The 24,416-nt window shown below is 51.2% G+C and carries 21 protein-coding genes; 3 read left to right on the top strand and 18 right to left on the bottom strand.

Going from position 1 to position 24,416, the window contains the following annotated elements; translation table 11 throughout:
- Positions 1-165: 165 nt before the first annotated feature.
- Complete coding sequence (locus tag DEF47_RS16240) at positions 166-813, bottom strand: class I SAM-dependent methyltransferase (protein ID WP_012190059.1); 648 nt, start codon at positions 811-813, stop codon at positions 166-168.
- A 96-nt stretch (positions 814-909) separates the two neighbouring features.
- Between DEF47_RS16240 and DEF47_RS16235 the strand changes: the two genes are divergently transcribed.
- Both DEF47_RS16235 and DEF47_RS16230 read left to right on the top strand, forming a co-directional pair.
- The gene (locus tag DEF47_RS16235; protein ID WP_012190058.1) at positions 910-2,460 is read left to right on the top strand and encodes a glycoside hydrolase family 43 protein; all 1,551 of its coding nucleotides are present in this window, start codon (positions 910-912) and stop codon (positions 2,458-2,460) included.
- Positions 2,461-2,562: 102 nt separating this feature from the next.
- Positions 2,563-3,492: a TrmH family RNA methyltransferase gene (locus DEF47_RS16230; RefSeq protein WP_287045233.1), complete on the top strand. Its 930-nt coding sequence runs from the start codon at positions 2,563-2,565 to the stop codon at positions 3,490-3,492.
- A gap of 239 nt (positions 3,493-3,731) precedes the next feature.
- Here DEF47_RS16230 and ruvA read toward each other — a convergent pair whose 3' ends face one another.
- The 5 genes from ruvA to DEF47_RS16205 all read right to left on the bottom strand — a co-directional run bounded on the left by ruvA (position 3,732) and on the right by DEF47_RS16205 (position 9,550).
- Positions 3,732-4,325, bottom strand: coding sequence for a Holliday junction branch migration protein RuvA (ruvA, locus tag DEF47_RS16225; protein ID WP_012190056.1), 594 nt, complete (start codon positions 4,323-4,325; stop codon positions 3,732-3,734).
- A gap of 100 nt (positions 4,326-4,425) precedes the next feature.
- Positions 4,426-5,751, bottom strand: coding sequence for a hypothetical protein (locus DEF47_RS16220; RefSeq protein WP_012190055.1), 1,326 nt, complete (start codon positions 5,749-5,751; stop codon positions 4,426-4,428).
- Between the two features lie 245 nt (positions 5,752-5,996).
- Positions 5,997-7,058: an LLM class flavin-dependent oxidoreductase gene (locus tag DEF47_RS16215; protein ID WP_012190054.1), complete on the bottom strand. Its 1,062-nt coding sequence runs from the start codon at positions 7,056-7,058 to the stop codon at positions 5,997-5,999.
- A gap of 119 nt (positions 7,059-7,177) precedes the next feature.
- The gene (locus tag DEF47_RS16210; RefSeq protein WP_041304488.1) at positions 7,178-7,396 is read right to left on the bottom strand and encodes a response regulator transcription factor; all 219 of its coding nucleotides are present in this window, start codon (positions 7,394-7,396) and stop codon (positions 7,178-7,180) included.
- A 240-nt stretch (positions 7,397-7,636) separates the two neighbouring features.
- Complete coding sequence (locus DEF47_RS16205; RefSeq protein WP_012190052.1) at positions 7,637-9,550, bottom strand: cellulose binding domain-containing protein; 1,914 nt, start codon at positions 9,548-9,550, stop codon at positions 7,637-7,639.
- Between the two features lie 308 nt (positions 9,551-9,858).
- Between DEF47_RS16205 and DEF47_RS16200 the strand changes: the two genes are divergently transcribed.
- Complete coding sequence (locus tag DEF47_RS16200) at positions 9,859-10,773, top strand: isoaspartyl peptidase/L-asparaginase family protein (RefSeq protein WP_012190051.1); 915 nt, start codon at positions 9,859-9,861, stop codon at positions 10,771-10,773.
- A gap of 45 nt (positions 10,774-10,818) precedes the next feature.
- Here the strand turns inward: DEF47_RS16200 and DEF47_RS16195 are convergent, their stop codons facing one another.
- The 12 genes from DEF47_RS16195 to DEF47_RS16140 all read right to left on the bottom strand — a co-directional run bounded on the left by DEF47_RS16195 (position 10,819) and on the right by DEF47_RS16140 (position 24,222).
- A complete protein-coding gene (locus DEF47_RS16195) occupies positions 10,819-11,124 on the bottom strand; it encodes a YciI family protein (protein ID WP_012190050.1) in 306 nt (101 codons plus the stop codon).
- Positions 11,125-11,197: 73 nt separating this feature from the next.
- Positions 11,198-12,202: a GNAT family N-acetyltransferase gene (locus DEF47_RS16190; RefSeq protein ID WP_041304487.1), complete on the bottom strand. Its 1,005-nt coding sequence runs from the start codon at positions 12,200-12,202 to the stop codon at positions 11,198-11,200.
- A 114-nt stretch (positions 12,203-12,316) separates the two neighbouring features.
- Positions 12,317-13,756: a PDIAV motif-containing lipoprotein gene (locus DEF47_RS16185; RefSeq protein WP_012190048.1), complete on the bottom strand. Its 1,440-nt coding sequence runs from the start codon at positions 13,754-13,756 to the stop codon at positions 12,317-12,319.
- Positions 13,757-13,872: 116 nt separating this feature from the next.
- Positions 13,873-15,414, bottom strand: a complete 1,542-nt coding sequence (locus tag DEF47_RS16180; protein ID WP_012190047.1) for a TadA family conjugal transfer-associated ATPase — start codon at positions 15,412-15,414, stop codon at positions 13,873-13,875.
- Between the two features lie 12 nt (positions 15,415-15,426).
- Complete coding sequence (locus DEF47_RS16175) at positions 15,427-16,788, bottom strand: DUF8689 domain-containing protein (RefSeq protein ID WP_012190046.1); 1,362 nt, start codon at positions 16,786-16,788, stop codon at positions 15,427-15,429.
- Between the two features lie 206 nt (positions 16,789-16,994).
- Positions 16,995-17,804 (bottom strand): hypothetical protein, encoded by an 810-nt coding sequence (locus DEF47_RS16170; protein ID WP_012190045.1) that lies wholly within the window; start codon positions 17,802-17,804, stop codon positions 16,995-16,997.
- Between the two features lie 445 nt (positions 17,805-18,249).
- Positions 18,250-19,827: an aldehyde dehydrogenase family protein gene (locus tag DEF47_RS16165; protein ID WP_041304484.1), complete on the bottom strand. Its 1,578-nt coding sequence runs from the start codon at positions 19,825-19,827 to the stop codon at positions 18,250-18,252.
- Positions 19,818-20,732, bottom strand: a complete 915-nt coding sequence (locus DEF47_RS16160; RefSeq protein ID WP_012190043.1) for a dihydrodipicolinate synthase family protein — start codon at positions 20,730-20,732, stop codon at positions 19,818-19,820. The genes DEF47_RS16165 and DEF47_RS16160 overlap by 10 nt, the downstream gene beginning before the upstream one ends.
- The gene (locus DEF47_RS16155; RefSeq protein WP_012190042.1) at positions 20,729-21,955 is read right to left on the bottom strand and encodes an NAD(P)/FAD-dependent oxidoreductase; all 1,227 of its coding nucleotides are present in this window, start codon (positions 21,953-21,955) and stop codon (positions 20,729-20,731) included. The genes DEF47_RS16160 and DEF47_RS16155 overlap by 4 nt, the downstream gene beginning before the upstream one ends.
- Entirely contained in the window at positions 21,945-22,187 is a 243-nt protein-coding gene (locus DEF47_RS16150; RefSeq protein ID WP_012190041.1) for a 2Fe-2S iron-sulfur cluster-binding protein, read from the bottom strand. Before DEF47_RS16150 ends, DEF47_RS16155 begins: the two co-directional genes overlap by 11 nt.
- Entirely contained in the window at positions 22,184-23,296 is a 1,113-nt protein-coding gene (locus DEF47_RS16145; RefSeq protein WP_012190040.1) for an NAD(P)/FAD-dependent oxidoreductase, read from the bottom strand. The genes DEF47_RS16150 and DEF47_RS16145 overlap by 4 nt, the downstream gene beginning before the upstream one ends.
- Positions 23,293-24,222 carry a proline racemase family protein gene (locus DEF47_RS16140; protein WP_012190039.1) on the bottom strand — a complete coding sequence of 310 codons (930 nt, stop codon included), beginning with the start codon at positions 24,220-24,222 and terminating at the stop codon, positions 23,293-23,295. The genes DEF47_RS16145 and DEF47_RS16140 overlap by 4 nt, the downstream gene beginning before the upstream one ends.
- Between the last annotated feature and the right edge of the window lie 194 nt (positions 24,223-24,416).

Below are 24,416 nucleotides of genomic sequence, written 5' to 3'. Positions count from 1 at the left end.
GCTTTAATCCCCCTGTACCCCCTCAAGGGCGATTATTGGACATCGATGAACTATGGGATCGTTGGTTCGAAGCATAATAACCAGTATAAGAACTTGTTACCCAAGGAGCGGGCGAGGGGCTTTTTGATTTGGGGGGGTTCTGAGTTGGTTGAGTTGGATCAACGATCAACGCCAGCCAGCAAAGAGCGCCACACTGCCGATGCGCTTAATCTCATAGAGTTGAAAAGCCTGTTGCAGCATCGTTTCAAGCTTGGCGAGGGTATCGGTTTGGTTGGCAAAAATTTGGCGCTGATTGTAAATACCCATCAAACGCCGCGCCGTAGCGCTATGAAATGGTTCGCTAGCGCTTAAAATTGTTGCACCAAACAGCACTCCATTGGGAGTTAACAGCTCGGCCAGCCGTTGTAGCACTGCGCCTTTAATGTCAGGTGTGCCAGCGATGCAATGCACAATATAGCCCAAACCAATCGAATCGAACTGCTCAGTTAATGGCAATGTTTGCATAATCGAAGCACGAACGGCCTGTGGTTGCCACTCGCTGAGATTGGCTGACGCTTGGATTAAGCACGCAGGATTAACATCGAGCAGCACCAATTTGCTTAATTGTTGTTGATTCAGGGTTTCGCGCAATAACAAACCGCTGCCTGGCCCAATATCCAAGTGCTGCTTGCCGAGATGTTGGCGATACCATGCAACTAAATTGGGCTTGGGGCAGCGCCAAATAAAACTATCGGAGATGCCATGAACTAGAAAATCGTAGAACTTTAAAAGGTTGTTGTTGTAAATACGGGCACTAGCTGGTAAATCGCTCATTAATTGCTCCCAAAACACCTAAAACTTTCAATTGCATCTTAACAAATTTCTGCTAAAAAATAACTAATAAAAACGTTTCCATGTGTGAGGAACACTATGCAACGCCGCTTTCACAATCCAATCATGACGGGCTTTTATCCAGATCCAGCAATTTGTCGGGTAGGCGAAGATTATTATCTGATTCACTCGACCTTTGAATATTTTCCAGGTGTGCCGATTCATCATAGCCGCGATTTAGTGCATTGGCAGCAAATTGGCCATATTTTAGACCGCCCCTCGCAGCTCAACCTCGACGAAATTCATCCATCAGCAGGAATTTTTGCCCCAACTATCAGCTACCATGATGGCACGTTTTACATGATTACCACCTTGATTGCTGGCAAAGAGCGCCATGGCAACTTTATCGTGACTGCTCAATCGCCAGCTGGCCCATGGTCAGACCCCTATTGGCTTGATGCTGATGGGATCGATCCCTCGCTCTTTTTCGAGGATGGTCGGGCTTGGTATGTGGGCAATCGTGGCAAAGCCAACCCCGAATACGAAGGCCAATGCGAAATTTGGCTGCAAGAGCTTGATTTGACCACGATGCAATTGATTGGTGAGCAAGCGGTGCTGTGGCGAGGAGCGCTCAATGGCGTGATTTGGACGGAAGGGCCACATCTTTACAAAATTGATGGTTGGTATTATTTGCTGATTGCCGAGGCTGGCACGGAATACAATCATGCGGTAACGATTGCCCGCAGTAGCGAATTGACCCAAGGCTATATAGGCTATCCCGCCAATCCAATTCTGACCCATCGCCAGCTTGGCCGTGATTATCCAGTGATGGGCACGGGCCATTCTGATCTGGTGCAAACCCAAAATGGCGAATGGTGGCTGGTGTTGCTGGCAATGCGCCCATATGGCGGCGGTTTCTATAATCTTGGGCGTGAAACCTTCTTAGCTCCGGTTCAGTGGGAACAAGGTTGGCCGTTGATTAGCCCTGGCACTGGCAAAGTTGAATTGAGCTACCCTGCGCCCGATTTGCCCTTGCAACGCTGGCCAGTTCAAGCTGCCTGCGATCATTTTGATGGCGACAATTTAGCCATGCATTGGATGTTTTTGCGCACGCCGCGTTCGCAATGGTGGAGCTTGAGCGAACGAGTTGGTTGGTTGCGCATGCAACTGCGGCCTGAGCAAATCAACCAAATGGTCAACCCTAGCTTTGTTGGGCGACGGCAGCAACATATGAACTTCTTAGCGCAAACTATGCTGGAGTTTCAGCCGCAACAGCCGCAAGAAGTAGCGGGTATGGTGCTGATTCAAAATCATAACTATCAGGTGCAATTTGTAATTACTGGCGAGCAGCAAGCCAGCCTGATTGTGTGTCGCAATGGTGAGCAAGAATGTTTGGCGCAAGTGCCAATCGCCAGCCAGCGCAACTATTTACGAATTGTGGCTTATGGGCAGGAATATAGCTTTTTTGTGGCCGAGCAGCCCGATGCATGGCGGCCAGTCTTTGAAAATCTTGATGGCCGCTTTTTGAGCACTCCGGTTGCTGGTGGTTTTGTGGGCACAGTGATTGGTTTGTATGCCAGTAGCCAAGGCCAAACCAGCCAAACTGTGGCCGATTTCGATTGGTTTGAATATCGCGAAATCGCCGAGTAATTGGTTGTCCTAGGCTAATTGTTTGGCGGGCGTTGGTTTTTTCGGTTAAAATACATTCCCCAGTGGGCGATCATGCTGCTACTGTGGGAGAAAGTAGCGCTCATGACTCGTAAATCGAATAAACCTAAACGCCCGCCAACAAGCCCACAACGCCCGGCCCGACCGCCTGCCAAACGCCCAGAACGCTCGCATCAAGCGCGTAAACCTGTGTCGCAAGGGCAAAAACCAACCGTGGAGCTAGAGCAAACCGTTTTACCCGATATTGTCAAAGAAATTCGTCAATTGCGCTCGCGCGATGCCCGCGACCGAACGGGAACGTACTATATTGAAGGGGCGCGAATCGTTGCCCAAGCAATTAATGCTGGTTTGCCGCTGGAAATTGGGGCGATCTCGCTGGAATTGCTCTCACGCACTGAGCATTCTGCTGGCACTGTCAGTGCTTTGCGCAAAGCTGCCAAACAAATGGTTGAACTTTCGGCGAGTGCCTTTGCAGGCATTTCATTTAAAGAAAATCTGCAAGGCATCGGGGCCGTGGTCAAATTGCAGCAAGAGCCGCTGAGCAATGTTCAATTGACTGATCGGCCTTGGGTGGCCTTGAATGGAGTTGGTAACCCTGGCAACTTGGGCGCGATTATGCGCACCTGTGATGCAGTTGGTTGCGAAGGCCTAATTTTGATTGGCGACACGACCGATCCTTATCATCCGGCAGCGATTCGCGCCAGTATGGGGTCATTGTTTGCTTTGCGTATGGTGCGCACAACCTTCGATGAATTTGCCGCGTGGAAACAAACCAATGGCTATCATGTGATTGGCACGACCCCCGATGTTGAGCAGGAATACCAAACCATCAGCTACCCAAGCCCCGCGATTTTGCTGATGGGCAGTGAACGCTTGGGCTTATCGGTTGGTGAGCAAAGCGTCTGTGATACCTTGGTGCGCATTCCCATGGCTGGCACCTGCGATTCGCTGAATTTAGGGGTGGCGACTAGCATTGTGTTGTATGAAATGTTTCGTCAACAACGCCTAGTCTAATCGAACCTTGCTTAAGTTTGTAATCCGACTGGCTGAATTAAGCTAGTCGGATTTTTTAGGGCTAAAACTACAAACGGCCCAGTTGGGCCGCTTGTAGGAGAGAAGAGTGTGTGTGAGGAGGAAGGATTTGACCATAGTATGCCAGCGTCAGCTTACGGCCATCCTAACGAGAATCGTTCTTGATAGTCCTATGTTATAGGATAGCCCAATACTCTAGCTTGAGCCTGACTGATGGGTTATTACACCCCACCAAAATATTGCAAGGCCAAGCGGAGGCGTTCTTCAGTGTCGGCGGGAGCATCGGCAGGGAGCGCATTCAGGGCTGCTTGGGCTTCGGTAGTGCTATAGCCAAGGCTGGTCAAAATATCGATCAGTTCGGTGTTGAGTGCTAGCAGGCCTGGGTTGGTGCTGAGTTGCGGACTGATTGTAGCGACTCCAAATTTGCCTTTGAGTTCGAGCACCAAACGGGCAGCGGTTTTTTTGCCAATGCCTGGCACTTTGGAGAGCATCGTGATATCTTCGCGGGCGATCGCATGTTGCAGTTCTTCGGGGGTGGCCGCCGAGAGCAGCGCTAAAGCAACTTTGGGGCCAATTCCGCTGACCCCCAGTAATAGCTCAAACAATGCACGTTGGGCTGGCGAGCTGAAGCCAAATAAGGCCAGCATATCTTCGCGCACATGCAAATGGGTATACAACTGAGCGGTATCGCCAATCGCGCCAATTGTTGCTAAAACGGTGCGAGGTACGGCGATGGCTAAACCCACACCATGCACGTCAATTACCACTTGATCCTGACCAATCAATTGCACAACACCCCGTACCGATGCGATCATGCCTGATCTCCCTAGCTAAGCTTGGGTCTATTATACAGGGTTGCAGCGAGTCGCGCTCAAAGTGGCTGCCTTGGTTTGACCCAAAGCAGCCATTGATGGGCTAGCGCATGACCGCTGGTAGATAGATCTGGGTTGTTGGGGGAATTTCAGCCGTTGCGGTTGGAGTTGGGGTTTCGCTAGGCATAACGGTTGCTGTTGCTGTAGCGGTTGCTGTAACAGTTGGGCTGGGTGTAGCCGTTGCCGTCGGAGTTATGGTTGGCTCATTGCCTTGATATTCGTATGGACCCATATCAACGAAACCTTCGTTGATCCGTGGTCGATAATCGATTGTCAAGGGAATAGCCTCGCTAACATCGTTATCGCCGTCGAGATCAGTTTGATCACTTGGCAGTAAACTCGGATTGCCCGTATTGCGGGCGGCTGAGTTGGCCTGCAAATTCAAATCATCATCGAGCGTGCCAACCAGATTATCAGCACCATCAGCATCAACAAACTGCGGATCGCTGCTGCTATTGCCAGTGCCAATAAAGCCGCCTTGAACAATTGAATAACTCACGTTGAGGTTGAGATTATTATTGGAACCGTTGATGGGCGCGATGCCATTATTTTCCCAAACGATACTGTTATGCAGATTAAGTGTGCCACTAGCGTTGGCAATCGCACTCACGGTATTTTGCTGGGAAATATTGCCGACAAATGCGCTTGATCGCAGGTTAACAATCCCATTTTGTTGGTTTTCAAGCCCGCCGCCAGTGCTTAGTGCCCAATTGCCAGCAAAGATACTTTGATTAATCGTTAAGCTAGTATTGAAATTCAAAATCCCACCGCCAAACAGGCCAGCATTGCTGATGAAACGACTATTTAATATTGTTAAGTTGCACCGATCGAATAGACCACCACCGCCCATATTCTGTGGAAATATTTGGTTTGTCGCTTGTCCACCACTAATCACAAAGCCATCGATTAACATTGGCTCAGGCTTTGTAATACAATAAAGCACGTGGTAACTGTTATCACTGCGGGTTGGGTTACTTTGACTGGCTGCACCTACGTCGTTGCCAAGCAAATCGCCACTGAGAATTGTGGGATTTTGGCTGGGATTCCGGGCTTGGCGCGAGGTTTCATCACCAGCAAAGCCACCAAAAAGTTGAATGCCACTGGTAAGTGTAAAGGCGGCTGTGCGATCTGTCCCAGCTGTTGGGCGATAAATTCCCTGCTTGACCCAAATTTCTGTGCCGGTCGTCGAGCTTTGGATCGCTTCCTGAAGATCTTTGGCGTTGGCCCAATCGGTGCCAGTTTGGCTACCAGCACCACCTGGCACAACGTAGACAACCCCGCCTGCCTGTGAAGGTTGTGGAGCCAAGCCAAAAACTAAACCCAAAAGTACGAGCACGCCGAAACTGCGGATTTTCCACCACGTATTCATGGAGTTCCCTTTCTCATTCCTTCATGTGCTGCAAGCATCAGCCTAGCAGCCAAGTTAATCGAGGATGGAGCATGTTTTTGCAACACGCTTAGATTCGTTTCTCTCGTGAATTGAGGCTGTGCGCTGATCTACTCCAATTATAGGGTCTGATTTCAACATAGGCAATCATTCAAGCGATGGATGTCATTAGCAAATTCAGGCCACAACCTTCTGTGGATAATGGAAGGTTGTGGCCTAGAGATTGGTTATTGGGCAAGGCGTTTGGCGTTAATGCGGTCGCGAGCGGCGGCGACAATTTCAAATGAACGGATACGCGCCGCTTGATCATAAATATTGGCGCTGACCATAATTTCATCGGCGGCGGTGGCTTTGATAATTTCGCTCAACCGTTGCTCCAAGGTATCGACTGTACCAATCGCGGTGTAGGTTAGCATTGGGCTTTGAGCAAAGGCAAAATCCAGCGCTTGGCGTTTGGCTGGATCATTGGTGGGCGCAGGAATTGGTCGTGGCGTGCCGCGCTGAATATCTAAAAAAGCTTGTTGAATGCTGGTAAATAAGTATTGAGCTTCGGCATCAGTTTCGGCTCCAATCACATTAATTGCCACCATGCTATAGGGTTTGGCAAGTTGGGCTGATGGCTGGAAATGCTGATGATAAAGTTGCAGTGCATCAAACAAGTGGGTTGGGGCAAAGTGGGCTGCAAAGGCAAATGGCAAGCCTAATTTGGCCGCCAACTGAGCGCTAAATGTGCTCGAACCAAGTAGCCATAACGGTACGTGCAAGCCAGCCCCAGGGATTGCCCGCAAATATTGGCCCGGGCTTGGCTCGGCAAAATAGGCTTGGAGTTCACGTACATCTTCGGGGAAGCGCTCGGCGCTGGCCATCAGATCGCGGCGCAAGGCCATGGCAGTGCGCCCATCAGTCCCTGGTGCCCGCCCCAAACCTAAGTCAATCCGGCCTGGGTAGAGCGATTCGAGTGTGCCAAATTGTTCAGCAATTACTAAGGGCGAATGATTAGGCAGCATCACCCCACCAGAGCCAACCCGAATTCGTTTGGTTCCAGCGGCAACATGGCCAATTACCACGGCAGTAGCGGCACTGGCAACATTGGCCATATTGTGATGCTCGGCCAGCCAGAAGCGCTTAAAGTTAAGTTGCTCGGCATGTTGCGCAAGCGCAAGGCTATTTTTAAACGCCTCGGCGGGGCTGCCGCCCTCGAAAATTGTGGCTAAATCAAGCACCGAAAAGGCGATTTCGCGGGTGGTTTGGCTGTGGGTCGGGCCTGTTTGACCAACCATGGCTTCCATTCATACTCCATCTATTACTAAATGCTGGAATTTGTTGGGCCAGCATTATTCTAGTAATATTGTACCCCCAGTTTTGCTGATTAATCTAGTAATTGCTAGATAATGTATACAGTATTTACTTAACCTTGTTTTGACGAGTTGAGTAATTGGAGATAAACGAGAGTTGCCTTAACTCGATTATCCACCCCAAGCTTTGTGTAGATGCGGTGGAGGCTGGTTTCGACGCTGCCTTCGGTGAGCTTTAGCGTTTGGGCAATAGCCTTATTGGTTTTGCCTTGAATCAGGATGTGCATAATCCGATGTTCGCTTGGAGACAGTGCGTGTTTGTGATGTTTCATGAGTTGATCAACCTCCAATTATTCAGGGATCTTGTTATACTTTAATGATTCTTGCATGTTGCTACAAGCTACAAAAATAGGTTGTAAATCCTTCAAAAACGTGCTTCTAGCATCAAATTGATGTTAATGCTTCCCCAATAAAAGCAATCTCAGCTTGCTCTCACGTCTTTAGGTATCAAAAATCCCCTAGCTCGAATCAGAGCTAGGGGATTGAACATGGGAGTTGTTGCCAGACGCTCCCTAGTTATAGGCGGCGATTTCCCACAACGAGTAACCCCATTCGGTACCGCGTTGGGTTGCGTAAATTCGTACATAACGTCCGCTGCCAGTGATATTGAGTGTATCAGTGCCACCATCGCCGTTGCTGACCGTGCTCAGGGTGCGCCAGGTACTCGCATCATCAGAAACTTGCACTTGATAGGCTCGGGCATAGGCTGCTTCCCAATTTAACACAACTTTGGTCAAGCTTTTGCTGCTGCCCAAGTCAACCTGAATCCATTGAGGATCGCTGTAGCTGCTGGCCCAACGGGTAGCGTTGTTGCCATCGGTGGCATTGGCTCCACCCAAAGCGCTGGTTTCGACCGAGGAAACCTGAACTGGCCGACCAAGCGCCACGTTGGTGCTGGTTGTGCCGCCACTACAGGCTTGGCCGTTGATCGTGCAGTTGCTAGGATTGACCCATGCGCCGCTGTAGCTTCCGCTGAAGCCAAATTCGCGAGTTTGGCCAACCTCGATTCGGCGGTTCCATGCGAGATTGCCAGCGGTGTAGCGATTGCCGCTCTTGGCTTGAGTCGCATCCCACCAGCTTGAAATCGTGGCATTGCTCGGTAAGTCAAAGCCCAACGTCCAGCCATCGACGGCGCTGCTGCCATTGTTGGTAATCCGATAGACTCCCACGTAGCCGTTGCCCCAATCTGAGGTTTTGACGAAGCTTGCTTGTAAACCGTTGCCTGTGGTTGGCTGGTTGTTGGTGCTGACGCTCAGGCTGTTGCTGTTGGCCGAGCGATTGTCAGCGGCATCACGCGCTTTGACCGCAAAACTATAGGCAGTGCTGGGATTCAGCCCGCTGATCGTGATGGTGGTGCTGCTGGTGCTGGCAACGGGATTGGCCCCGCCATTCTGATAAATATCGTAGCCCACTACGCCAACATTATCGGTGGCGGTGTTCCAACTTAAATTCACGCTGTTGTGGGTTTTGCTGGGTGCTTGCAAATTGCTGGGAGCACTTGGCGCGGTCGTATCACTGGGGATATCGCTTTGTGGCGTGAACCGCAGCCAATCAACATCCATCGAACGAGTGGCTCGTGGTGGATTGGTGGCGTTCGCACAGCATTCGGGTGTCCAATTGGGGTGATGCCACAAATTGACCATAAAGGCTGCTGGATTTTTGGGAATCCGTGCGCTTGGCCCGCGATAATCCCAGAGTACAATTTTTTGGCCGTTGCTAGGATTCACCACCCACAAGGTGACATTGCTGGCAGTCCAATTGAAGCCATATTCATAGTAGTTGGTGGCTGAATTGTAGCCTGAAATCGCCTGTACTGCCGTTGGTTGATTTTCGCTTGGGCTATTCGACAAATCGGTGTAGCTATCGCCGAAGGTTGTGGCATAGCGGGTATATTCGATCGTGCCAGTTGCCAAATTGACCTTGCGATAGACCCGCCGACTGATCGCAGTTGGATCGTTGTAATCGGTCCAGATCGTCATCAAGATTGATTGGGGTTCGGCGCAGAGCCATTCAAAATCAATTTCGCTGTTATCGGGCAAGCCGTTGGCGTTACTATCGCTGCCATCGTTGAAATAGGTAAAGAAACCATTGATTACGCCTTCGTCGCTGGCGCAGTTGGCGGTTTTCATGCGGGCTTCATACGTGCCATAATGATACATTTGGCGTGAAACCAAGTTTGAGCCTTGACCTGGGTAAGCAGTTTGTCCAGCAGCAATTGAAAGCCGCAGAATCTTGCCATCTTGGGCTTGGCTATCGCTGACGTTGGCTGTACCCGTGGCGGTGCTGGAGTTGGTGTACCAGCTAAACATACTGGAACTACTGATTGGTTGATTAAAGTGCTCGGTGCTGCTGGCAGCACTGGTGACGAGCGGTAAAAAGACCAAAAAAGCTGCAATGAATTTGAGCATTGGCTTATAAACTTTCATGTTGTACCCCGTACTAGATTGCGGTTTGAAGCTCGGCTTGTTTCGTCCCTGACCTCCTTCGTTGACTAGCAAGCTCATTAGACCAAAACCTGCGTACCTACAGAAGGGTGAAAACTGGGGTAAAAGCGGGGTATTTTTAAAGAAATTTAAGGAATAAGATAGTTATTAATATGATTCCTTGAATTTCTTTGATGGTGGGCAGATTAAGCTCATCTGACCCCTAGCCCCTGACTCCTGACCCCCAACCTCAAGAATTCGATTAAAATACCAGCATTGAAGCATTCATTCTTCGCAGCAAAGGAGCAGCGATGATCGCCCTGATTGTCCATGGTGGGGCTTGGAATATGCCCGATGATCAAGTTGAGGCCCACAAACAAGGCTGTTTGGCGGCACTAGCGGCTGGTTGGGCTGTGTTGGCGCAAGGGGGAACTGCGCTTGATGCAGTTGAGGCAGCGGTGCGGGTGCTCGAAGATGACCCGACATTTGATGCTGGGGTGGGTTCGTTTCTCAATGCGATTGGCGAAGTTGAATTGGATGCAGGGATTATGGATGGCGCAAGCATGCGGGCTGGCTCAGTCGCCGCAGTCCAACGGGTGCGCCATCCTATCAGTGTTGCTCGTCAAGTGCTCGAAAGCGATTATGTATTGATTGTTGGCAATGGCGCTGAACAATTTGCAATCGAGCATGGCGCGGAGTTGTGCGATCCGGCGGAGTTGGTGGTGGAGCGCGAACGCCAGCGGTGGCAGGATCAACAAGCTAACCCGCAATATAAGGGCCGTGATGCGTTTCATTCGGCCCATGATACGGTTGGGGCGGTGGCGCTCGATAGTTTTGGCACAATTGCCGCCGCTACCTCGACCGGAGGGATTCCCAATAAATTGCCGGGACGGGTTGGCGATTCGCCCTTGGTTGGCAGTGGTTTATATGCCGATAACGAAACTGGCGGCTGCTCAACAACTGGTTGGGGCGAGTCGATTATGAAGGTTTGCCTTGCCAAAAGCGTGGCTGATCAGCTACGAACTGCGACCCCACATGAGGCGGCCAAAGCCAATATTGCCTTTTTGGAGCGGCGGGTGCAAGGCTTGGCGGGTTGTATCGTGTTGAATGCCCAAGGTGAATTTGGCTGGGCGCATAATACGCCGCGCATGGCGTTTGCCTATCAACGTGGCGATGAGCCAGCTGTGGCAGCGGTGCACGCCGATGAGCCATTGTTGAACGATTAATTCAATTTGGCTGGTTGGAAAGCCACGTTCAACCAGCCAACCATGTTATTCAACGCTACCGTTGACCCAATCTTCAAGCCATGGCTGAAATTTGACCGGATTAAACTCAACGAAACGATAATCAGCAAAATTGGCAATCTGATAGGGATCATTGGCAAACAAGGTTTGCAAGGCTTCAAGTGATGGTGCACGGGCAATCACAATTCCGCCGATGCGCGGATTTTGCGGGCCAGAACAGAGCAACCAGCCTTGATCGTAGCCTGTTTGCAAAAATGCGCGATGCTCGGCTAATTTGGTTTCAATTTGCTCAAGCGGCACGGTATAGGTAATTTCTAGCATAAAATGGGCCATTTTGTTGCTCCTAAAAAACGCCAACCACCACAGTATACTACGATGGTGGTTGGCTGAAATGGAGATTGAGAGATTAGGCTTCGGCGGTTTCGGTGCCAATTTCGATGCCAGGCCGTAGCACTTTTTGATAGCGATCGAACTGGCGAACAGGTTTCATTCCAACATCAGCATAGACTTTGGTTGCGCCAGTTAGGCTTGAAGTATCGACCCCTAAACCAACTCGCTCTTGACCACGGCTGCTAAATTCGTTGAAGGCGTGGTAGAGCAAGGCTTTGGCTAAGCCCTTGCGCCGCCATGGCCGACAAACCCCCAACGTACCAACCCAACCCATCTTAGGATCTTCAGTGATGTGTTTCCAGCACAGCGCGATTGCGGCAATTTGATCGCCATCACAAATCACATAGAACAAGGCTGGATCATAATTTGGCTCACGGGCGATCATCTCTTGCCATTGTTTGAGTTCTTGCTCAAATGGCGATTCGACATAGCCCCAGTGATCGCGGAACGAATCGCGGACTGCATGAATAACGGCTGGCAATTCGGTTGCTGGATCGTATGGCCGAATGATCAAACCTTCGGGTAATTGTACAGGCTGTGGTGTGTAATCTGCCAACTCAATCACCATACGCCAAAAATGGCGTACCAAACTATAGCCATGGTTGGTCAAACTCTTGGCGACTTCGTGATTGGTGCTGAGCACGCCGTGATACAAACTAACCGCAGCATCACTTGGTGCCTTGGCAATATCTTGGCTGACGCGCTGATCGAGCCAATCCAACAGTTGTTGTTGAATGTTGTCGGCGGCATAATCGCTGTGAATGCGTGTCCAACCATAGCCATGGACATATGGTTCTTCGCTGAACACCCCTGCCACGCCGATTAATGTTTCGCCATCCCAGATTGTTAGGCTATCAGTGGCAAGGTTGAAATTTGAACTCTGCCATTCTACTCCTAATTCAGCCTCATCAAGTTCGATCACGTTGGCTTCTTCCATTGAGCAACGATTAATTAATGCGGTTGCGGCTGGAATATCGTCCAAGGTTGCTGGACGTTTAAGATATTGGGCTACTGCTTGCATATGCTCCTCAAGATGATATTTTTGCGTGCTGAGCGCAGTATCAGCGAATAGCCCAATTCTAGGCAGCGGCATGAGGCTGATTGTTAACTCATCCTTTGGCCCGATTACAGCATTTTAGCGTTGAGCAATCGGTAAAAACGTTCCATAACTATTGAATGCAGTTGCTGGTACATTGAGAGTGGCATTATTGCGAGCAACCGAAATCCACACGCCAGCGGCAACTTTGTCGCCTGCACTAATTTGCAGCACACTTGGTGTACAACCCAACGGATTGAGAAATTGCTCGGCAACGTTAGTTTGCTCAATATCGCTGCGATAGCTGACGATTTGGGTGGTACAGCCGTTGCTATCAAAGCTATCGGCCTGCCAGGCAACTAGATCAAGTGCATGAAAATGGCTACTGGCAAGGTTGTTTTCATAGCGATTTGCTGTATTACTGAGGTTCATTGCAGCGCTTGCTTGGGCATCGTATTGCCAAATATCAAAGGCAAAGGCATCGGTGAAGGTATTATTGGTGCCAGCAAAATAGACAGTTGGGCGGCCTGAACCACTGTTAACTGTGCTAATTTCGCCAATATTCCATGGCTCAAGTATCGATGGCAACACCAAATCGGTGGTGAGATTATCGGTGGCATTGTGACTGCGCAGACTATCGGTGGGAATGCCCCGCAGTGTAGCACTTGGATGTTTGATATAGGTCACGTAGGCTTTGTCAGTCAGCGTCAAATCATAGACGAATGGAATACTGGCCGAGGCGCTGGTATAACTATCAACGGTGCGAGCGGTTATGCCAATCAGCGTTCCATGGGCGTAACGAATTTCATCGAGGGTTGGATCACCGCCCAAGTTGCGAGTTGGCGAAATCGGCGAGCGCTTGCCATAAACCACATGGATCGTATTATTAGCATCGATGCTGATCCGTGGTTGGGTTAAGATGATATTGCTGGCAACCGTTTCAATCACAACTGGTTGGCTGAGGCTAGGGGCAATTTGGCGATACACTAACGATTGTTGATTACTGTCAAGCATTGTATAAAGCACACCAACATGTGAGCCGTCGTTGTTGCGCACTGCAATCGGGCTGATCAAACTACTATTAATACTTTCGCCTTGCAAATTAACGGGTTGGCTGATGGTTGCACCATCGGGGCTGATGCTGACGGCATAATAGCGGTAAGTTGAATCACCTCTGGCAGGAACTGGTTGATTGCTGAGGTAGGCCAAATGAATTGTATCAGTGTTATCGGCAGTTAGGCTTGGGTAGACCAGCGAGGCAGTCGAATTGGTGATCGTAATTGTTTGCCGCAATAATTCACTTGAGCCACGCATCCGCGTATAAATTAAATCGCAGCCATTGCCTGCCTGACATTCGGCCCACGCATAGTGTCGTAGATCGTTGTTATCAACATAGATTGCTGGGTAGTAAGCACCTGAGTCGGCATTAGGATTAATCGTGAGTTTGGTGGCTGGGGCGATATATTCACCACAACCCCACAGTGCTAGCACCAAACTAGCCACAATTCCACTTCGGCGTATCCAGGTTTGTCGAGCCATTACGCTCCCCCTTGCTATGAATGATTCTTACTACCGATCATAGCACACCCTGTGAGCGCCAAACAACCCGTAGAATATTAAATCCTACGGGTTGATGAATGAAACAAGCTATTAATTTAGCGCCGCATGCCGGGGAAGGTTGCGCCGAAGATTGATGGAGGCAATTTGAAGCCTTTGGCTTCGAGCACTGGCGTAAAGCGTGGACGCGTCCCGGTTGGCCGCAGCACACCCATCACTTTGCCATCTGGCGCAGTACCTTGATCTTCAAAGATGAAGATATCTTGTAGCACGACCTGACCACTTTCCATGCCTTGAACTTCAGTTACCGCTACGACTTTCCGTGAGCCGTCGCGCAAACGGGCTTGCTGCACAATCACGTGTACTGCCGAAGCAATTTGTTCGCGAATAACCGCAACTGGTAAATCGAGTCCCGACATCAGTGCCAAGGTTTCCAAACGGCGAATTGCGTCGCGTGGGGTGTTGGCGTGGACGGTGGACATTGAGCCGTCGTGGCCAGTGTTCATGGCTTGGAGCAAGTCGAGCGCCGCGCCGTCACGAATTTCCCCTACCACAATGCGGTCAGGGCGCATCCGCAGCGAGTTCTTCACAAGGTCGCGGATGGTGACCAAGCCCGAGCCATCAACATCGGCAGGCTTGGATTCAAGCCGAATCACGTGATCTTTACCAAGTTGTAGTTCGGCTGAGTCTTCAATTGTACAAATCCGATAGTGGTCGGGGATGAAGTTGGAGAGCACGTTTAGGAGTGTGGTTTTACCCGAACCAGTACCACCCGAGACGATTAAGTTCATGGCGCTGACCACACAAGCATTCAGGAAGTCGGCCATTTCCTTGGTCATCGAGCCATAATTGATCAAATCGCTAACTTGGAGTTTTTTCTTGGAGAATTTACGAATACTCAGCGACGAACCATCGATTGCACAAGGCGGGATGATGGCATTGACCCGCGAACCATCGGGCAAACGCGCATCGACCATGGGCCATTTGCGGTCAACCCGTCGCCCGAGTGGCCGAATAATTCGGTCGATCACTTTGAGCACATGATCTTCCGAGGCAAAAATGACTGGCGAAAGGGTTAATTTACCTTTTTGTTCAACATACACCACCGTGGCGCTGTTGACCATAATTTCAGTGATGGTATCGTCGCGAATCAATTGCTCAAGTGGCCCGAAGCCAAATAATTCATCGAGCACCATTTGATAGAGCAATTTGGTGCCATCTTGGTCGAGATTGGTAGTGGATTGACGCACAAAGGTGGTAAAGCGCTCTTGGATGAGGCGCTCCGAATCTTCGTTGCGTTGTAGTTGGGTTTGCGAACCAACCGAAGCCTGAATTTTATCGACAATCCAGAGCGAAAGCTCCAGCATTTTGCGATGGGCATCGCGATCAGCCAAGACCAAAAAGCCGCTGGTGTTGATCGTACCGCCACTTAACCCTGAGCTAGAGCCAGCCAAAGCACTGAGGTTACCGCCAGGCATGGGTGGCGATGATGGTGCTGGTGGTGGTGGGCTTAGTGGAGTCAACGATGATGAGCGATATTCAGGCATAGATTGTTCGCCAGCCATCGGTTGAACTGGCTGAGCAGGAGGAGTTGGCTCTGGGCTTGTTGGCGTGCTTCCAAGACGTTTGAGAAGTGACATAACTTGACCTCGCTACATTTTGACAAAATAGGCTTCGCAAGCCCGATCCAAAAGTTCTTTGTTCATTTGGGGCTGTTGACCACGATATTTCGCTTCATCAAGCACCTGATCAAGTAAATCGCGTGGGTGACAGCAGCGCAACTCACGGTTAACTTTAAAATAGTGTTCCTGAATCAAATAGCGCAAGCCATCATCGCTATAGGGCACGCCCTTGGCTTTGCAAACGATTCGGAAGATATCGCGATATTCGTTGGGTGTTGGGTTGGCAACCTCGATTTTATGCCGAATCCGCCGCAAGAAGGCATCATCGACCAAGCCCTTGGGATCAAGGTTGGTCGAAAAGACGATCAACACATCGAAGGGAATTTCGATCTTTTTGCCAGTTTGCAGGGCCAAAAAGTCGATTTTCTTTTCGAGTGGCACAATCCAACGGTTCAGCAATTCTTCAGGCCGACAGCGTTGCCGCCCAAAGTCGTCGATCAGGAACAAACCACCATTAGCCTTCATTTGGTAGGGTGCTTCATAGACTTTGGAAATTGGATCGAAGATTAATTCTAATTGTTCCAAAATCAGTTCACCGCCAACCATCACGCGGGGGCGCTTGCAGTGCAGCCAACGTCGGTCGGGAGCTGGCGGCATGGTGGTGGCAACCGCACCGAATGGGGCGGGCGTATCATCTTGGCGCATTTCGGGTTTGGTTAAAATGCTATGGTTAAGGGGATCATAGAGCTTGATCACTTGACCATCGATTTCAACGGCATAGGGCAACATCACTGAGCCACCCATAATGCGCGAGATACCTTCGGCGATCGTGGTTTTGCCATTGCCTGGTGGGCCATACAGGAACAACGAGCGGGCAGAGTTGGCAGCAGGGCCAATTTTATCCAGCATCTCGTCGTTGATCACCAGATCCTTGAAGGCTTCGCGGATGCGTTGTTGATTGATCGTCATGCCGCCGATTGACTGGCGATTGACCATCTCGATGTAGGAAGCGAGCGGCACAGGGGCTGGGCCAGCATACTGTGAGCGCTCTAATACCTCGTTGACTTTGCGCGAGCCTTGAAGTGTCGTGACATATTGATAGGCGCGTTCACCAAAGCCTTGTTCAGCCCCAACGATATCGACATATTCGCTCATTTTGAGAAATTGCAAAACTTTGTCGATGACGTTGAGGTAGGGCAAGCAGGTTTGTTCAGAAATCCGTTGGGCGCTAATGGTGCCATTGAAATAAATAACTTTAAGAACAAGATCGGCAATAAAACCCATCCCAAGCCCAGTTTCGTCGATTGACGTTGGTTCATTGGGAAATTGTGGCCCACTATCAACGGATGCTTGAACAGTCGAAGCAAATTCACGTAAAGGAAACGCAGACATCGTGTGATCTCCTGAGCTTCAACAATTAAGATCGGCGGGGATTGGCAGATCTCCCCTATCTGCGCACACCGAATGAACAATAATCAATATTATACTTGAGGCTGCAAGCGCGGGCAACCGAGAGTTGTGGTACAATGCACGACGAGGCGTAGCGCGGGCTTGAGGTTTCGAGCCCGAGGGAAGCGGGGAGAAGTGGACCCGCCCAATTAGCTCCGTTGCCGCATTCCACGCCCAATTAAAACTCCCCCAACTAGCGCAATTAATCCAAAGCTTGCAACCCAAATAATTGTTCCGATGCTTGCCCAGGGTACGCTCAGGTTGTCTGGTCCAAACTCGACGATGGCTAAGGCGGCAATTACGCCTAATCCTAGTACGACCTGGCTCCAACCGAGGGTCAGTAGTTCATAACGATTGCCACCACCTGCCACAATCCATGCTCCGATTGCTCCGGTCATAAACAAAGCACTATAAATTTGGGCATGAAAGGCATCAATCTTCCATGGCCAAAACGCTGTGGCCCAATTGGGGGCAATAATGCTGGCTAAACCATAGCTACCTAAAACAGCTGCCTCAATTAATAAGATGCTGCGTAATCGGCCTAATGGCTGCGGGTTGACCGCTGGCCAAGCGCGATATTGCCACCAAAACCAACCTAAAGCCAAGGTAGGCAGGGTGTAGATGATAAACCATAGCCAAACGATCACCCGTGAAAAATCGAAATTATTGATCCAAACCAGCGATGCGCCCGTGACAACTGTGGTGAAGGTGACGGCTTGTGGGATGGTTAATCGGGCTACTGACCAATCGTTAATCACAAGCGTAAAGAGCACCGCCACCATTTCGGCAGCATAGACTGCGCCTAAAAAACGGGTTGCAAATGGCCGTAAGGCCCATGGCCAACGTGGCCCGACTAAACTTGGGGCGATCAACAGTGACACGCCAGCGACCAATACCAAGGCAACAACGATAAACATGATGCGAACAAGTGGTGATAATTGGGGTTTGGATGTAGCCATAGCAATGCTCCTGTTGGCAAAACTGCTGTCAGTCTAGCATGCTGAGCTTGGCTCTGACAATGATGGCTTGATGAGAGTTAGGGGCCAGCGCCGAGTAACCGCGAAGGACGCGAAGGGAATGACGAGGGATCGGTTGTTGGGAATCAGGGGTTCTTGCGAGGGCAGGTTTTTTGCAAAGGCGTAGTGAAATTCGCCGTCGATGTTCATGCCCTCACCCCTTAGCCCCCTCTCCCGCAGGCGAGGCGAGGGGGAACCTTCATCATGATCGTTGGCTCTCCCCTCGCCCGCCGCAGTGGGAGAGGGGTCGGGGGTGAGGGTGCGAAAAGACCGAGCAAATACGATAAGCGATCCTTAAAAACCTCCTCCAACAGGACGGAAGAGTGGCAATACGATTAAATGCTAAGCCTTCGTTGCTTTAAGTGGTGTAATTTGCTAAGTAACTAGGCTAATCAATGCCAGCATTGCTCCACTGGCCATCAACCAAGCGCCAAATCGCTTGCGGATTGGCGTTTTGCAGAATGCTTGGCAAGCGTGATTCGCGCACGTTGTCGTAGCAGTGGAGCGCCGCAAAACGCCGAATCGTTGCGGGAAAGCCCACTGCCGTCCAGCCTGCATGGCCTGTCGCGGGATACGGCCCGCCATGATTCATGGCTGAGCTGACGGCCACACCTGTGGGCATTTTATCGTTGAGCAAACGCCCAACTTTGGAGCGTAAGCGCTCGGCAACAATTTGATAAAAGGTTTCATCTGCCCCGTTGCTGCTGCTGTAGATGCTGCCCGTCAAATTGCCCTCAAGGCAGTCGAGCACTCGCAATACTTCGGCTTGGTCGGCACATTCAACAATCAAGCTGACTGGCCCAAAGACTTCATGGCTGAGCGCTTGGGGATTGGCCAGAAAGCTATTGCCCGCAACGTAGAGCAAACTATTGGCATAGCGATACCCATCATCCAACACATGCCCACCAACCAAGACCTGTGCCCCAGCGTCTTGCAAATGCTCAATGCCCTGTTCAAGCCCAGCCAGAACGCCATGGTTGAGCAGGGTCAGGCTAGGGTGTTGGTTAAAGTGGGCTTTGGTTGCTTCAATAAAATCGGCACTAGCCGCTGAATGCTCCAAAATTAATAAGCCAGGGTTGGTGCAAAATTGGCCAGCGCCCAAAGTGCACGAGCCAGCAAATTCGGCGGCAAGCGCTTCGGCCCGCTCGGTCACCGCTCCAGCCAACATCACAACCGGGTTGATGCTCGACATTTCAAGGTAAATTGCCTTGCCTGCTTGATCGGCGGCAGCCTTGAGCGTCAATCCTGCTCGGCGCGAACCAGTAAAGCCAATTGCCCCAATTAAAGGATGACTGACCAATGCCAAGCCCAATTCATCGGGCAAACCATACAGCAATTGCACACTTGCCGCAGGCAAACCAGCCGCCAAGACTGCTTGATGCGCCAATTCAGCCAGTAACTCGGTGGTGGCGGGGTGGCTTGGGTGTCCTTTGGCGATTACAGCATTTCCCGCAGCAATCGCCGAGGCAAAATCGCTGCCAGCAATCGCATTATAGGCAAATGGGAAGTTATTCGGCCCAAAAATGGCGACTGGTGCGGCCAAACTGCCATAGAGCGAGCGAATATTGGCTTTGCTGTCGATTGTTGCCAGCTCCCAGGTGTGGTTGCGCACTGCTTGAGCCGCTTGGCGCAATTGATTAACCGTGCGTGGTAGTTCAACGCTATTCAAGCGTGGCTCGATCGGTAGGCCAGTTTCGCTATGGGCGATTGCACTCAGTTCTTGGCGCTTGGCCTCGATCAAATCGGCATAGCCTTCGAGAAATTTAGCGCGTTGCTCAGGGCTACTTTGGGCTAGCTCACGCGAGGCGGCAACCCCAGCGCTCAAGGCTAATTCTAAATCGCCGCGTCCCGAAATCGGATATTCGGTGGTGAATGCTTGGGTTGTGGTTGGGTTGGTCGCATGAAAACTACCAACGTAATCGCCAATTTGCCATTCGCCGTTGATTAAAATTGGTTTCATGGCCATAACTCCTGCCGCCGCGCCAAGGCTTGTTCAATCACGCTGACGGCAGCTTCGCGCTCGGCTCCAACTAACTCAAGCCGTGGTGCTCGCACAGTTTCGCTGCCCATGCCGACCATCGCTTGGGTGAGTTTAATCAATTGAACAAATTTTGGCACAGTATCAAGCCGCAACAATGGCAAGAACCAAGTGTAAATCGCGTCGAGTCGGGCGCGATCACCATGTCCTGCGGCAACGGCTTGGGCTAGTTGAAATAGCTCAACCGATTCGTGCGGAAAAGCATTGACCAAGCCTGCGATCCAGCCAACCGCCCCAGCCGCGATGCCCTCAACAATTGCATCATCAACCCCAACCAGAATTTCGAGGCGTTGGCCAAGTTCGGCCCGAATCGCCGTCACCCGTCGCACGTCGGTGCTCGATTCTTTGACCGCTTGCACATTGGCATGGCGTTGTGCTAATTCGGCAATTTGGCTGGGCACAAAATCGGTGCGATAGGCCACCGGATTGTTGTAGATCATCACTGGCAACTCGGTGGCGCTGATCACAGCGCTCATATGAGCTTGCATTTCGCGCCAATCGGTCGAGTAGAGATAAGGTGGCAGCACCATCAGGCCTGAGCAGCCTTCGGCAGCGGCGATTTGGGCTAGCTGGCAGGCTTCGGCAGTTGAAAGTGCCGCGATGCCTGGAATTACTGGGTTCGAGCCAGCCACTTTGACGCAGGTTTGTAAAATTGCCTGTTTTTCGGCGGCGCTAAGCGTTGCACCCTCGCCCAAAGAGCCAAGCGGCACGATCCCAACACAGCCAGCATCCAACATCCAAGCACAGTGCTCGGCCAAAAATCCATGATCAACGCTACCATCGTGATTAAAACGGGTGGTGATTGCTGGAATAACTCCATGCCACATGCTCATACTGACTCCATAACTAAATCGGCGACGCTGACCGAATGAATTGGAAAGCGCACGCTATCTTGACTCCAACCAAATAAATACTGCGTTGCCCCGCCACACACCCGCCCTTGACAGATGCCCATGCCGCAGCGAGTTTGTAGTTTGGCGCTGCGCCAGCTTGGTTGGCTTTGCAATTGCGCCAATGTCACATCTTCGCAACGACAAACAATGGTATTGGCTTGGGCAAGTTGACGTAATTCGGGGCGTAGGGCAAAACTTGCGGCTAATTGTTGACTAAATTGCCGAGCTTGGGCCTGCTGCTGCGCTAATTGGCTGGCTGCTTGATAATTGCCAGTTGCCACAAACCCAGCAATTTGGCCTTCGATCACGGCTTTATCTTCGCCGCCAATACCCGTTAATTCGCCAACTGCATACACCTGGTCGCGGCTGGTGTGTTGGCTGCGATCAACTACGACAAAATTTTGCTCAAGGCGACAACCAAGTTGTTGGGCTAGTTCGGTGTTGGCGATTAAGCCCCAACTACAGGCCAAATAATCGCATTCGATCCGTTGACCGTTGTTTAATTGAACTTGCTGCACTTCGCCCTCACCCTCAGCCGCTGTAATCCATGTATTGACATAAAACGGCGTATTAGCTAAAGCTTGTGCAAATTGAGCTGCTTGCAGCATTTTTGTAGGATTGCCAACCAAGCTACGCCCAAAGCGCAAAAGCTGAGCGATCGGTACTTGTTCAACCACGGCTTTGATGATTGCGCCACGCTGCTTTAATTGGCTGGCAACTGCAATTAACAACGGCCCGCTGCCAGCAATCACCACTCGTTTGCCAGCAATTGGCAAGCTACCCTTGACCAACGCTTGCAAGCCACCTACGCCCACCACTTTGGGCAACGTCCAGCCTGGAAATGGCAAGAACAATTCGCGTGCGCCGTTGGCCAAAATCAGCCGATCGTAGCGTAGTTGTTGCGGCCCTTGGGGGGTGGCTAAATACAATTGTTGCTCGCTTGCGCCAAGTACGTGGGTTTGTTTGCGATAATGCAGTGTGGTCTGTTGACCAAACAAATGTCGATAACGCTTGGGCGCATAACCTTGACCACCGCGCCAAATCTGGCCCCCAGCCTGAGCAGCTTGATCGATCAGCGTAATGTTGGCGTTGCTTTGGCTGGCGCTCCAAGCTGCGGCTAATCCGGCTGGTCCAGCGCCAACGATCACGACATTAAGGCTCACAATCCACCTCCATGCCGTCGCAACATTGCAGCAAACAGGCCAATTGATGCGCTTGCTGATTGATGGTCACGCGGCACTCGCCACAACTGCCCATCCCACAAACTGCCATGCGTGGCTCGCCTGTAACCGAACGGCGATTGGCGATAGCCTTATCCATGAGTACCGCTGCTAGATTGCTATGCTCTGTTACTTGATACTCTGTACCATTGATTGAAATGCGAATTTGCTTCATTGCGGCTGCTCCTGCTGCAAGCTGCGCGGCAAATAGGGCTGGATCTCAAGTTGTGATTGGCGCTGAAGCATTTGATCGGCCAATAAGCGGGCGCTGCTCAAGGCAGTGGTTATGCCTAAGCCTTCGTGTCCAACATTCAACCAGAGTCCTGCACGCTCTGGATGCTGGCCGATCAACGGCAAACCATCAGGCGAGGCCGCCCGCACGCCTGTCCATGTGCGCAGACAACGCACATCAGCGAGGGCTGGCACATAGTCAATCGCTTTGCGCAACATTTGGCTTAACAATAGCTGATCAATCTGGCGATCGGTGCGATCAAATTGACGTGAGGAGCCGATTAACAATTGGCCGTTGGGGCGGGGCTGAAGATTGAAGGCGACCGAATCGCCGCTGCTGGCGTGCGCATTTTTGATGTAGCTCAATTCGACCAATTGATGCTTGATCAGCGCAGGATAACGCTCGGTGATTACCAACTGGCCGCGTTTGGCGCGAATTGGCAATTCGGGCAAGAGGTCGATGCAACGCTGGCCATTAGCAACCACAATCGCATCGGCGCTAAGTTGGCGACCATCATTTAATTGAACATAGTTGGTTTGAATCGTGGTAACTTCGCCATACACCAACGTGGCTCCGTGCTTTTCAGCCTGTTGCCACAAATAAACCGCACTTTTTGGCGGATAAACAACGCTATCGTTGGGAACTAATAAACCGCCAACCAAGCCTTCTCGCAGCGCTGGTTCATGGGCATACAGCGCTGCCGCATCCAGAATTTCGCAGGCAATCTGATATTGCTGATAAACTGCGGCTTTTTCAGCCACCAAATCCCATTCTTCGGTATCGGTGGCAACCCACAACGTACCACACGCATGATATTCGTGTGGTTGCGGGTGGTCGGCGGTGAGCGCTTGCCAAAGCTGTTGGCCAAATAAGGTCAGCTTTAATTGAGCCTCGCCCTCATCCATCACCACAATATGGCCCATGCCAGCGGCGGTTGCGCCACTGCCAAGGCAATCGCGTTCAATCAGTGTGACTTGCCAGCCTGCCTGCGTCAACTCCAGCGCCACCGCACAACCAACAATCCCGCCGCCAACAATGATCACGCTGCTCATTGAATACCCCAGCGAAATGGATCGGCTTCGTGCAAAATCAACTGGCCTTCGAGCGTGACAAAGGCTGATCCCGTAATTTTGGGAATAATCGCCTGTTCATGGTGGTGATATTCGGCTTGAAAGCGACTGCCGATGATACTTTCTTGGACCCAAGGCGTGTTGGGTGCTAATTTGCCATCGGCGGCGAGGCAGGCCAATTTGGCACTTGTACCTGTGCCACAGGGCGAACGGTCGTAGGCCTTGCCTGGGCAGAGCACAAAACTACGGCTGTTGGCTCCCTCGGCGGCGGCCCCGAATAATTCAATATGATCAATCAGCCCATTGTCTGCGCCAGTGATGCCTGCGGCTTCGAGCGCTTGGCGAATCTGCCAGCTAAATGCAGTTAGTTGCTCAACATTGGCCAATTGCAAATCTTGGCCATGATCGTTGACCAAGAAAAACCAATTGCCGCCCCAAGCAATATCACCATGAATTCGACCATGATTTGGCAGATCGACTGGAACGTTGGCGCGATAACGATAGCTTGGCACATTTTCGATCGTTGCTTGGCCGTCAGCATGCAACGTAGCACTAACAATCCCAACGGGCGTTTCAATCAGATGCTCGCCAACCTCAATGTTGCCAAGATGGGCGAGGGTTGCGACTAAGCCGATTGTGCCATGGCCGCACATGCCCAAATAGCCAACATTATTAAAGAAGATCACCCCAGTGCAGCAACGTTGATCGCTTGGCGGGCATAACAGCGCCCCAACCAACACATCTGAGCCGCGTGGTTCGTTGACGACCGCCGAGCGCAGCCAATCGTGGTGTTGGGTCAGTACGTCGCGTTGTTGGGCAACGGTTCCGCCGCCAAGATCGGGGCCACCAGCAATCACGATGCGGGTTGGTTCGCCAGCAGTATGCGAATCGACAATAGCAAGGCGCATTGGTGCTCCTTATTAACATGATTTAACGTAACTCGTAGTTCGCCACCCTTCCGTCCCGCCTCAAGGCGGGAAACGCAGGGGTTTTCATCCCCTGCACCCCTAAATATTTAGGCTGTGGAATGTGGTTACGCTTCTTTGCCATAATCATTGAGACAGCAGCATTTTTGGTGGTCGCCACCCTTCCGTCCCGCCTC

Origin of the sequence: Herpetosiphon sp., from assembly GCF_003512625.1 — a bacterium.
GTDB classification, from domain to species: Bacteria; Chloroflexota; Chloroflexia; order Chloroflexales; family Herpetosiphonaceae; genus Herpetosiphon; species Herpetosiphon aurantiacus.
The sequence above is the reverse complement of the archived record's forward strand: the minus strand, read 5'-3'. Positions and strand labels throughout refer to the sequence as shown.